Raw genomic sequence first — 11,859 nt, 5'->3', positions numbered from 1 at the left:
CCCACCGACACCACCGACAGATGCCGCTGGGCCCGGGTCAGCGCGGTGTAGATCAGCGGGCGGGTCAGCATCCGGCCCGCCTCCGGCGGGAACACCGCCACCACGGCCGGCCACTCACTGCCCTGAGCGCGATGGACCGTGACCGCCCAACCGTGCCGCAGATCTCCGACCGCTCCGCCCGGGACCTCGACATCCCCGCCGGGAAAGGCCACCGTGAGCGCACCTCGATCACCGACGCCGCGTATCACCCCGATCTCCCCGTTGGCGAACCCGTCGTCAAGATGGTTCGCGGTGGCAACCACCCGGTCGCCGACGTCGAACCCGCCCGATGCCCCCCCAGCCGGTGCCCCGGCACCGGGGTTGAGTACCTGCTTGAGTGCCTTGTTCAGCGCGGCCGTCCCGGCGGGTCCACCGTGGACGGGAGTCACGACCTGAACGTCCGCGACGGATATTCCCAGTGCCCGCGGGATGGAGTCGGTGACAAGCTGAACAACCCGGTGGGCCGCCTCCCCGGCACTGCGGGCGGGAACCGCCACCACCTCGCGGTCCGGCCCGGACGGGGGAGGCGGGAGCTCACCCGCGCGGACCGCCATGGCGAGCGTCGCGATCCCACCGCCTTCGGACTGCCGGTAGAGCCGCCGCAGTTCGGTGACGGGCGCCACCTGCGCCGCGAGCAGGTCTGCGAGCACCCGGCCCGGACCGATGCTGGGTAGCTGGGCGGGGTCTCCGACGAGCAGCAGATGGGTACCGTCGGCGCACGCGTCGAACAGTGCGGCGGCGAGCTCAGCGTCGAGCATGGACGCCTCGTCGACGACGACGAGGTCGGCCTCGATGGGATTCTCCGCGTCGCGGGCGAAGGCTCCCGACGTTCCCTGCGCCGCCAACAGCCGGTGCAAGGTGCTCGCCGGCCACTCACACAGCTCCTCCAGGCGTTTGGCGGCCCGCCCGGTCGGAGCAGCCAGGGCGATCCGCGCGCCGGCCGCGTGGGCGAGGCGCACGACCGCGGCTACCGTCCGGCTCTTGCCGGTCCCCGGTCCGCCGGTGAGCATGCTCACCCCGACTTCGAGCGCGGTCCGGGCCGCGTGCAGCTGGGTCTGATCAAGGCCGGCCAGGACGGTGGCAAGATCGTCGGCGCCGCCACCATCGCTGTCGCCGTCGTTGTCCGAATCCCCGCCCTCATCCTCATCCTCATCTTCGGGGTCGGGGTCGGGGTCGACGCCTTCCTCCGCGAGGTCGTCGAACATCCCCGGATGGTCAACCGGCGCCGCGGCGGGCACCGGTACCGGGATGGCCGCCGGCGCTGACCGCGTGCTCCCGGGGCTCAGCGGCTCGGCGATGGCCAGCAGCCGGGCGACACCCTCGGCCACCGTCCGCTCGGCCCCGGCGTACCGGTCAAGCGCGGCCAGCTCACCGTTTATGATCACACGGCCATCCTCGATCGCGATACGCAGCGCCGCGCCCGGGTCCGCGACACCGTCCCGAGCCGCCGTCCGCACGAGCATGTCCAATGGCGCCGCGGTGTCACCGAAACGGGAGGCGGCCCGACCGAGCAGGTAGGCGACCACAGCCGGGCCACGCCGGGGATCGTCACGCCCGGCGCCCGTCGCGCGGGCAAACCGGTCGGCCTGGGCGAGTTCGGCCTCGCCGCCGGCGAGCAGTGCCCACGGATCCGCGCTCAGCGCGTCGGCCACCCCCGGCCCGAGCTCGTCGACCAGCCTGCGCACCAGGCGGGCCGGCAGATCGGCCGCGACGAGCAACTCGGCCGCGCGATAGGCACCGCCGGCAGCGGCAAAGGAGTCCACCAACCGCCGGGCCCGCGCAGGGGTGACGCCCTGGACCGTTGCCAACCGGGTCGCGTCGACGTCCGCCGGGCCCCGGATCCCCGCCTCGGGTAGCCGGGCGGCGATCGTCCGGCCGAGCCCCGGCCACAGCCCCGCCGCGCAGAACGCGCCGAAGACGGTCACCGGGTCGACCGCCGGAACCTCACCCGGTGGCGCACCGGGGGTCTGGTCAGTCAGGCTTGTCTCGGCTGCCATTGCGGAAGCCTACGGCGTGCGTCGAACGTCGTCGTTCGGTCGGTGGGTAGGGATCCCGGTGGTGCGTCGGGCTAGGATACGTTCCTTGTGGATGCCAGGTGACCACCGTCCTGCTCGTCCGTCACGGTCTCACCGCTGTAACGGGGACCGTTCTACTCGGCTGGACTCCGGGCGTCGGTCTTGACGACCGCGGTCAGGCACAGGCCGCGGCGCTCGCGCAGCGCCTCGCCTCGGTACCGCTGACCGCGATCGTCTCCAGCCCGTTGCAACGCTGCGAGGAAACAGCCCTGGCGATCGCGGAGCACCACGGCAAACCCGAACCGTGGGACGACGGTCCCGTGCTGACCATCGACGACCGTCTGGGGGAGTGCCGCTACGGCGACTGGACCGGTCAGGAGCTGACGACGCTGTCCAAGGACCCCCTGTGGCGGACCGTTCAGGAGCACCCGAGCGCAGTAGTCTTCCCCGGACCCGAGGGGGAGGCTCTGCGTGACACCCAGCATCGCGCGGTCGCGGCGATTCGCGACTGGAACGCACGCCTGGGACCGGATGCGGTCTGGCTCGCCTGCTCCCATGGCGATGTCATCAAGTCGATCGTCGCGGATGCCATGGGCCTGCACCTGGATCTGTTTCAGCGCATCTCAGTGGATCCCTGTTCACTGACGGCCATCCGCTATACCGAACATCGCCCGTTCGTCATCCGAGTGAACGACCGGGGTGGTGCGGTAGCGGACCTGCTGCCAGCCCCGCGGACTCCCGGTGACGCGGCTGAGGGTGACGCCGTCGTCGGCGGCGGTGACGGGCAGGGCGGTGCTGCAACGAGCCCCGCGCCCTGCGGAGGGCCACCGGACAGTCGTGAACATGAGCGGCGAGACTGAAGGACGTGAGCGAGTCTGTATCCAGCGGTGCGCCCGGCGGACGCCCGCCCCTCGATCCGCTCGACGCCGGCGGGCTCGACGCCGCCGGCGCGCTGAGGCTCCTGCGTGACGGTACGATAACCGTCACGGGACGGCTGGTCGAGGCCAGTAATGCAACCTTGTACTGCGAGATCAGTCTCGTCGGCGACGGCGACACCGGACGGTGCGTCTACAAGCCGGTCCGTGGTGAACGCGCGTTGTGGGACTTTCCGGACGGGACGCTCGCCGGCCGCGAACGTGCGGCCTATCTGCTCTCCGAGGCGACCGGCGCGGGGATCGTGCCGCCCACGGTGCTGCGGGACGGCCCGTTCGGCCCGGGCATGGTCCAGCTCTGGATCGACATCGACGAGACCGTCGACCTGGTTGCGCTGGTCCGGTCCGATGACCCCCAGCTGCGGGCGATCGCGCTGTTCGACGCCGTGGTCAACAATTCCGACCGCAAAGGCAGTCACCTGTTGCCCGGCCCGTCCGGGCGGATCTACGGTATTGACCACGGCGTGACGTTTCACGTCGAGGACAAGCTGCGCACGCTGCTGTGGACGTGGCGGGGACACCGGTTGCGTGCCGACGAGCTCGAACTCCTGGCCTGCCTGCGGGAGGCGGCCGGCGGCAGCCTGGGCGCAGCCCTCGCCGCTCTGCTCACCGATGCGGAGATCGCGAGCCTGCGCGCCCGGATCAACAGGTTGCTGACCGAACGCCGTTTTCCGGTTCCATCCGGCGACTGGCCGCCCATTCCCTGGCCGCCGTTCTAGGGCCGTCGGTAGTAGCTCTGACGGCAATTGGGCCTGTCTGACATGGACCCGGCTACGCTGACACGCATGCGATCCTGGCCGGCCTCCGCACGCTCGCAGCTTCCCGGTCGAGGATTCCCGCTCCGGGTTTTCGACACGGCGACCGGCTCGGTACGCCCGCTCGAGGCCGGGCCGACGGTCCGCATGTACGTCTGTGGGATCACCCCGTACGATGCCACGCATCTCGGGCACGCATTCACCTACCTCACCTACGATCTACTCACGCGGGTCCTGCTGGATGCCGGCCACGAGGTCCATTATGTCCAGAACATCACCGACGTCGACGATCCACTGTTCGAACGGGCCAAGCGCGACGGACTGGACTGGCGGGAGATCGCCCGGAGTCAGACCGACCTGTTCCGGGCGGACATGACCGCACTGCGCATCCTGCCGCCGGCCGCATATGTGGGGGCGATCGAGTCGATTCCGCTGGTCATCGAACTGATCGAGAAACTGCGCGGCCGTGAGGCCACCTACCGGGTGGACCGTGACATCTACTTTCCGATCGAGGCTGCCCCCCGTTTCGGCAAGATCTCCCATCTCAGCTTCGACGCGATGGTCGAACGGGCCGCCGGCAACGGCGGCGACCCTGACCGTCCCGGCAAGAAAAACCCGCTCGACCCCCTGTTGTGGCGCGCCGAGCGCCCCGGCGAGCCGGCGTGGCCGTCGCCGTTCGGACCGGGTAGACCGGGCTGGCACATCGAATGTGCCGCCATCGCCCTGACCTATCTGGGTGCGAGCATCGACGTCCAGGGCGGCGGTACGGATCTCACGTTTCCCCACCACGAATGCGGCATCGCCCACGCCGAGGTCGCGACCGGTGTCCAGCCGTTTGCACGTACCTGTGTGCACACCGCCATGGTCGGTCTCGACGGCCACAAGATGTCGAAGTCGAGGGGAAACCTCGAGTTCGTCTCCCGCCTGCTGGCCCGCGGTGTACCACCGGCGGCGATCCGGATCGCGCTCCTGGACCACCATCACACGATCGGGTGGGAATGGACTCCCTCGGCCGTGGACGTCGCCCGCGAACGGCTGGCCCGATGGCGGGCGGCGGCCGGCCACACGCGCGGACCCGATGCCCGTCCGCTGCTCGACCAGGTGCGTCGGCACCTGGCCGACGATCTCGACGCACCGGGTGCCGTCGCCGCTGTCGACCGCTGGGCGAGCGCCGCACTCGCGGCGGGAGGTGATGTCCCGGACGCCCCGGCTTTGGCGCGTGCAATCATCGACTCGCTACTAGGGGTGGACATTGAGCCGGTCGTGGCTGGAGGACGTTCAGTTTGATGGGTGCCGACTACCACCGGACCGACACCGGAACCGGAACCGACGCCGAACGGCCGAGGTTCGATGAGGTGGCGCGAGGTTATGATCCACGTCAGGTTGAGGAATACCTGGCCACGCTGTGGCGGTATGCCAGTCAGGTGACGCAGCGGGCGGCCGCGGCCGAGGCGGCCCTGCACGCCGATCGCCGCCGCCGCGACGGCGAGGCGACCCTGCCCGATCGGCTCGCCGCGCAGGCAGGTGGCCGGATCGGCCTCATGCTGACCATCGCCCATCAGGAAGCCGATGAGATCGTCACGGGTGCCCGCGCCATCGCGGAGCAGGCGTTGGAGGAGGCCATCGAGGACGCCGCCGCCAACCATCCGATCGTGCGTAAGGCCCGTGAGCAGGCAGACAAACTACTCCTCGACGCGGTCGAGGAGTCGCGACAGCGCGCCCAGCAGCGCTTCGACGACATCGAGGCACAGATCTCGCAGGTGGCGGGCATCCTCGAGGGGTTACGCCACCAGCAGGGCGAGGTTCTCGGCGCACTGTTGCGGGTCCGCAGCCTGATGAGCTCCAGCGAGATCGACCGTGCGGTCACGGACCTGGCGCGCGCCGGCACGACGACCGGCACGACGACCGGCACCGGGCGTGCGCAGACCTCCGAGCAGTCCGGGACGAGTGCAGTGCACGATGTGACCGGAGCCGACCCTGGGTTCTTCGCCCGGGCATCGGCGGCGACGGGTACCGCTCGGCCAGCCTATGGCAGCGAGGACGACATCATCGACGCCGAGGTCGTCGAGGAGTAGTCACTGACCCCGTCTGCGCAGGTACCGTTCGAACTCACGGGCGATCGCGTCCCCGCTGGCTTCGGGTAGTTCTGTCTCGGGTTCGCGTGACTCCAACGCGCGCACGTACTCGGCAACCTCGCTGTCGCCCGCGGCGAGCTCATCGACCTGACGCTCCCACGCCCGGGCCCGTTCGGCCAGGTCACCCAGGGGGATCTCCATGTCCAGCAGGTCCTCGACCCGCCGTAGCAGGGCCAGCGTCGCCTTCGGGCACGGTGGGTTCGCCACGTAGTGGGGGACCGCGGCCCAGAACGACACCGAGGCGAGCCCGGCCTTGGAGCATGCCTCCGCGAACACCCCGACGATGCCGGTGGGACCCTCGTACTTCGACGGGTCCAGCCGCAGGCGTGCGGCCGTGGCCGGGTCCCCGGCGGTTCCACTGATCGGCACCGGGCGGGTATGTGGGGAATCCGCGAGCAACGCGCCGAGGCTGACGACCATGTCGCTGCCGAGCGCATGAATCGCCTCGATCAGCTCGTCGGTGAAGCCCCGCCAGCGCATGTTCGGCTCAAGACCACGGATGAGGACCAGGTCGTTGTCGCCATGGTCGGGGCGTGCGACCGACAGCCGTGTCGTCGGCCAGGAGATTTTGCGGGACGCACCGTCGGTGCCGCTGACCGTGGGACGGTTGACCTGGAAATCGTAGTAGTCGTCCGGATCGATGGCACCGATCACCTTCGCGTCGAGCGCCGACTCCAGATGCTCGACGGCCGCGGACGACGCGTCCGCGGCATCGTTCCAGCCCTCGAAGGCAGCCACTACGATCGGCGACCGTAGCTGACCGACGCCGGAGAACTCGATCACCTGCCACCTCCTGCCGCCCCGCGGCGGCCCACTGCCCCCGTGACAGTGCAACGGTACGTCCTACGTTGGTGCGTGCCGGTGGGTCCCTGCGACCCGCTGTTCCAGAAGTACCCGGTCGGCGGGCCGATCTGACCTGGTCTGGCGGGCAGCAGACCACAGCTGCGCCGACCAGGAGGTCGGTAACCCGGGCAAACCCGATGACGACCATGAGTCGTCACCACGATCGGCACGGGCGCGCCCGGTACGCTTCCCAGGTGCGAGCCGACCTGTTTTCCGCCTTGGCCGAACGCGTGCTGGTAGCCGACGGTGCCATGGGAACGATGCTGCAGGCCGCCGATCTGAGTCTCGACGACTTCCAGGGTCACGAAGGCTGCAACGAGATCCTGAACGTGACGCGTCCAGACGTGGTGCGGGCAGTACACGACGCCTACTTCGCTGTCGGGTGTGACGCAGTCGAGACGAACACCTTCGGAGCTAACCTCGCCAATCTCGGAGAGTACGGCATCGCTGACCGTATCGGGGAACTGGCGCAGGCGGGTGCCCGGATAGCCCGTGAGGCTGCCGACTTCTGGAGCACGACCGACCGGCCCCGCTTCGTCCTCGGTTCGGTGGGCCCTGGAACGAAGCTGCCCACCTTGGGACACATCGCCTACCCACCGCTGCGGGACGCCTATCAGCGCCAGGTCGCCGGGTTGCTCGCGGGGGGCGTCGACGCCGTCCTGGTGGAGACCGCGCAGGACCTTCTGCAGGCCAAAGCCGCGATCATCGGAGCGCGCCGCGCGATGGCCGCCGCTGATCGTCGGGTTGTCGTCATCGCGCAGGTCACCGTGGAGCTGACCGGGTCGATGCTGCTGGGCTCGGAGATCGCCGCCGCGCTCACCGCGCTCGAGCCGCTCGGCATCGACCTGATCGGCCTGAACTGCGCGACCGGACCCACCGAAATGAGCGAACACCTGCGTCATCTGGCCCGGCACGCCCGAATCGGGCTTTCGGTCATGCCGAACGCCGGTCTGCCCACGCTTGGCCGTGACGGCGCCACCTACCCGCTGACCCCGGCCGAACTCGCCGACGCGCTTGACACCTTCACCCGTGACTACGGCGCCGTACTGGTCGGCGGTTGCTGCGGAACCACCCCCGAGCATCTGCGTCAGGTTGTCGAGCGCGTCGCCGGACGGGCCGTCACGCCACGGCGGCCGGCCGTTGACGCCGCCGCGGCCTCGCTCTACCAGGCCGTGCCGTTCCGGCAGGACAATTCGGTGCTGATGGTGGGTGAGCGCACCAACACCAACGGTTCCAGGGCTTTCCGCGACGCGCTGATCGACAGCCGCTGGGATGACGTCGTGGAGATCGCCCGCGCCGCCACCCGTGAGGGCGCGCACATGATCGACGTCTGTGTGGACTACGTCGGCCGGGACGGCACGGTCGACATGCGGGAGGTTGCCAGCCGCTATGCCACCGCGTCCACGTTGCCGATGATGCTCGACTCCACCGAACCCCCGGTCATCGAGGCGGGGCTGGAATGCCTCGGCGGACGCTGCGTGGTGAACTCGGTCAACTTCGAGGACGGCGACGGCCCCGGCTCCCGGCTCGCCACCGTGATGCCGATCATCCGCGAACACGGCGCGGCCGTCGTCGCACTCTGCATCGACGAAGAAGGCCAGGCCCGGACCGTCGAGTGGAAGGTGCAGGTCGCGCAACGGCTGATCGCCCAGCTGACCGGGCAGTGGGGGATGCACGAGTCCGACATCCTCATCGACGCCCTGACCTTCACCCTCGGTACCGGGCAGGAGGAGTCGCGCGGCGACGGGATTGCCACCATCGAGGCGATCCGCGAGATCAAACGGCGCCATCCCGACGTGCAGACCATCCTCGGGCTGTCCAACATCTCCTTCGGTCTGAAGCCGGCCGCCCGGGTGGTGCTCAACTCGGTGTTCCTGACCGAGTGCGTCGAAGCCGGCCTGGACGCGGCGATCGTGCACGCCTCCAAGATCCTTCCGATGGCGCGCATCCCGGATACCCAGCGTGAGGTCGCCCTCGACCTGGTCTACGACCGGCGCCGGGACGGCTACGATCCGCTGACCCGGTTCCTGGATCTGTTCGAGGGTGTCGAGGGCCATGTCGGCGGGCCGACCCGGGCCGAGGAACTGGCCGCGCTGCCGCTCGACGAACGACTCCAGCGGCGGATCATCGACGGTGAACGGACCGGGCTGGAGGCTGACCTCGACGAGGCGATGCGCTCCCGGGATCCGCTGGCGATCATCAACGAGACCCTGCTGGGCGGCATGAAAGTCGTCGGTGACCTGTTCGGCTCCGGGCAGATGCAGCTGCCGTTCGTCCTGGCGTCGGCCGAGGTCATGAAGGCCGCGGTCGCCTATCTCGAGCCGCACATGGAGAAGTCCGACACCCGGGGCAAGGGCACCCTGGTACTCGCCACGGTCAAGGGCGACGTCCACGACATCGGCAAGAACCTCGTCGACATCATCCTGTCCAACAACGGCTACACGGTTGTCAACCTCGGGATCAAGCAGCCGATCGCGGCAATCCTGGACGCGGCGGCCGAGCAGCACGCCGACGCGATCGGCATGTCCGGGCTGCTGGTGAAATCCACCGTGGTCATGAAGGAGAACCTCGCGGAGATGAACACCCGCGGGGTGGCGGCCACCTGGCCGGTGCTGCTCGGCGGCGCCGCGCTCACCCGAGCCTACGTCGAAGGAGACCTGGCGCAGCTCTACGAGGGCGAGGTCCGCTACGCGCGGGACGCCTTCGAGGGCCTGTCCCTCATGGACGCGGTCATGGCGGCCAAGCGGGGCCAGGCACCGCCGCTCGCCGACGACCCGCGCATGGCCGAACGCCGGGCCCGCCGGGAGCGCACCGAACGGATCAAGGCTGCCAGGACAGCGGCCCGGGCGCAGGAGCCCGTGGCCGAGCTGCCGCCGCGTTCGGACGTGGCGACCGACAACCCCGTGCCGGTGCCGCCGTTCTGGGGGGACCGGATCGTCAAGGGCATCCCACTGGCCGACTACGCCTCCTTCCTCGACGAGCGGGCGACATTCCTCGGCCAGTGGGGACTACGCGGCGCCCGCGGTGGCGAGGGCCCCTCCTACGAGGAGCTGGTGGAGACGCAGGGACGCCCCCGGCTGCGGATGTGGCTCGACCGCATCGTCTCCGAGCAGATGCTGGAAGCCGCCGTCGTGTACGGCTACTTCCCGTGTGTCAGCAAGGGTGAGGATCTGATCGTCCTGTCCGCCGACGGTGGTGAACGGGCCCGCTTCAGCTTTCCGCGCCAGCGCCGGGACCGCCGGCTGTGTCTGGCCGACTTCTACCGGTCGGAGGAAGCCGGCGAGGTGGACGTCGTCCCCTTTATGATCATCACCATGGGCCGGCGGATCAGCGCGGTCACGGCCGAGCTCTTCGCCGCCGACTCCTACCGGGAGTACCTGGAGCTGCACGGGCTGTCGGTCCAGCTCACCGAGGCGTTGACCGAGTACTGGCACAAGCGGGTCCGCTCCGAACTGCTGCTGCCCGATGGCACTCCCGCCGGTGCCGCCGATGCCCACGATCTGGCCGGGGTCCTCCGGCAGAACTACCGTGGGTCCCGTTACTCCTTCGGCTACCCGGCCTGCCCCGACCTGGAGCAGCAGGTCGGGGTGTTCGACCTGCTGGATCCGGGACGGGTCGGTGTCGAGCTGTCCGAGGAGTTCCAGCTCGTGCCGGAACAGTCCACGTCGGCGATCATCGCGCACCACCCCGAGGCCAAGTACTTCGCCACCTGATAGTTCGCCACGCTCACCCGACCTGATATGCAGGTCGGGTGAGCGTTGACGATGGGGTTGCGGCCGTCCTGTTCGACATGGACGGTCTGCTGGTTGACACCGAACCACTCTGGACGGTGGCAGAGCACGAACTGGCGGAAAGCCTCGGTGGCCGGTTCACCCCGGAGATCAAGACGGCGATGATCGGGCACGGGATCGACACGGCCGTGCCGCTCATGCTCTCGATGCTCGGGGTACCCGACGCGGACCCGGACGCGGCCGCCCGCTTCCTGGTCAAGCGGACCGCCGAGCTGTTCGGCGAACCCGGCCGGATCGTCCCGATGCCGGGTGCCATCGCGCTGCTGGATGCGCTGGCTGCGGCGCGGATCCCGACCGCCCTGGTGTCGTCGTCGTTCCGCGTGCTGATGGATCCCGTCCTCGCCGCGATCGGCCTCGACCGGTTCGCGGTGACGGTCGCCGGCGACGAGGTCAGCCTGCGCAAGCCGCATCCGGAGCCGTACCTGACGGCGGCGAGCCTCCTGGGCGTGGTGCCAGCTCGGTGTGTGGTCCTCGAGGACAGTGAGGCTGGCGCGCGTGCCGGCCTCGACGCGGGCTGCGCGACGGTTCTCGTCCCGTCCTTCCCGATGGCCGCGCCGTCCGCGGCCATCGCCGGGGCGACCGTTGTGGCGAGCCTGCGCGAGGTCACCGTGGGGCTACTCGACGGCCTGGTTTCGCCGTCCGCGGGCAGCGTGCGGTACCGGGATGCGGACGGCGTCGACCTGGTGTGATGCGTGCCGGGGTGATGCGTGATCAGGTTGTCGAAATCGCCCGCAGGATGTCCATCTTCGCGGCCCGACGGGCCGGGAAGATGGCAGCCAGGACACCGAGCAGGCCACCCATGATCACGACGAGGACGACCGTCCACAGCGGGTAGGCGAAGGTGTTGATGCCCTGGTCCTTGAGGGCGCGGGTCAACGCCCAGCCGAAGAAGCTGCCGACGACGACGCCGAGGAGCGCTCCGAAGACGGCGATCACCACTGCCTCCAGGCGCACCATCCTGCGCAGCTGACGCCTGCTCATGCCGACCGCGCGCAACAGCCCGATCTCCCGGGTCCGTTCGATCACGGAGAGGGCCAACGTGTTGACGATCCCGAACAACGCGATGACGACGGCGAGGGCCAGCAGGACGTAGACGAGGCCCAGCAACTGGTCGACCTGCTTCTCCTGCTGCCGGACGAACTCGGACTGGTCGCGTACCTGCACGTTCGGGTAGGCCTTGGCGACGGAGTCGATCTCCTTCCGAACGTCGGCGATGTTCGCGTTCGACGCGATCCTGACCATGACGAAGATGTCGAGATCGGAGTTGTAATGCCGGCTGAACTCACTCAGGGCGACGAGGTACTTGCCAGCGACCTGGCTTTTCTTGTACGTCCCGGCGAGGGTGAGGG

9 protein-coding genes are annotated in these 11,859 nt (G+C 69.5%); 6 read left to right on the top strand and 3 right to left on the bottom strand.

Annotated features, from left to right (window positions below; all coding sequences use genetic code 11):
- A partial coding sequence (locus U9980_RS06575) for an AAA family ATPase (protein WP_322767120.1) occupies positions 1 to 2,036 on the bottom strand: 2,036 nt, incomplete at its 3' end.
- A 98-nt stretch (positions 2,037 to 2,134) separates the two neighbouring features.
- On the opposite strand from U9980_RS06575, the gene U9980_RS06570 reads away from it, so the two are divergent.
- From U9980_RS06570 to U9980_RS06555, 4 genes are all read left to right on the top strand, one after another.
- Positions 2,135 to 2,914: an MSMEG_4193 family putative phosphomutase gene (locus tag U9980_RS06570; protein ID WP_322767119.1), complete on the top strand. Its 780-nt coding sequence runs from the start codon at positions 2,135 to 2,137 to the stop codon at positions 2,912 to 2,914.
- A gap of 5 nt (positions 2,915 to 2,919) precedes the next feature.
- Entirely contained in the window at positions 2,920 to 3,705 is a 786-nt protein-coding gene (locus U9980_RS06565; protein ID WP_322767118.1) for an SCO1664 family protein, read from the top strand.
- Positions 3,706 to 3,771: 66 nt separating this feature from the next.
- Positions 3,772 to 5,028 carry a cysteine--1-D-myo-inosityl 2-amino-2-deoxy-alpha-D-glucopyranoside ligase gene (gene mshC, locus U9980_RS06560; protein WP_322767117.1) on the top strand — a complete coding sequence of 419 codons (1,257 nt, stop codon included), beginning with the start codon at positions 3,772 to 3,774 and terminating at the stop codon, positions 5,026 to 5,028.
- Positions 5,028 to 5,816, top strand: coding sequence for a hypothetical protein (locus U9980_RS06555; protein WP_322767116.1), 789 nt, complete (start codon positions 5,028 to 5,030; stop codon positions 5,814 to 5,816). Before mshC ends, U9980_RS06555 begins: the two co-directional genes overlap by 1 nt.
- On the opposite strand, the gene U9980_RS06550 is transcribed toward U9980_RS06555, so the two are convergent.
- Positions 5,817 to 6,659, bottom strand: coding sequence for a PAC2 family protein (locus U9980_RS06550; RefSeq protein ID WP_322753978.1), 843 nt, complete (start codon positions 6,657 to 6,659; stop codon positions 5,817 to 5,819).
- A gap of 206 nt (positions 6,660 to 6,865) precedes the next feature.
- Between U9980_RS06550 and metH the strand changes: the two genes are divergently transcribed.
- Positions 6,866 to 10,432, top strand: a complete 3,567-nt coding sequence (gene metH, locus U9980_RS06545) for a methionine synthase (protein WP_322767115.1) — start codon at positions 6,866 to 6,868, stop codon at positions 10,430 to 10,432.
- A gap of 38 nt (positions 10,433 to 10,470) precedes the next feature.
- Positions 10,471 to 11,199: an HAD family phosphatase gene (locus tag U9980_RS06540; RefSeq protein WP_322767114.1), complete on the top strand. Its 729-nt coding sequence runs from the start codon at positions 10,471 to 10,473 to the stop codon at positions 11,197 to 11,199.
- A 22-nt stretch (positions 11,200 to 11,221) separates the two neighbouring features.
- Here U9980_RS06540 and U9980_RS06535 read toward each other — a convergent pair.
- Positions 11,222 to 11,859 (bottom strand): ABC transporter permease (locus U9980_RS06535; RefSeq protein ID WP_322767113.1); only part of this gene is annotated, 638 nt, incomplete at its 5' end.

Source organism: Protofrankia sp. Cr1 (genome assembly GCF_963555865.1).
Lineage (GTDB): Bacteria > Actinomycetota > Actinomycetes > Frankiales > Frankiaceae > Protofrankia.
This window is presented reverse-complemented; position numbering and strand designations above follow the sequence as displayed.

Excerpts from the sequence above, each read along its gene's own strand:
- mshC (WP_322767117.1), top strand. The coding sequence starts at position 3,772 with ATGCGATCCTGGCCGGCCTCCGCACGCTCGCAGCTTCCCGGTCGAGGA.
- metH (WP_322767115.1), top strand. The coding sequence starts at position 6,866 with ATGAGTCGTCACCACGATCGGCACGGGCGCGCCCGGTACGCTTCCCAG.
- U9980_RS06555 (WP_322767116.1), top strand. The coding sequence starts at position 5,028 with ATGGGTGCCGACTACCACCGGACCGACACCGGAACCGGAACCGACGCC.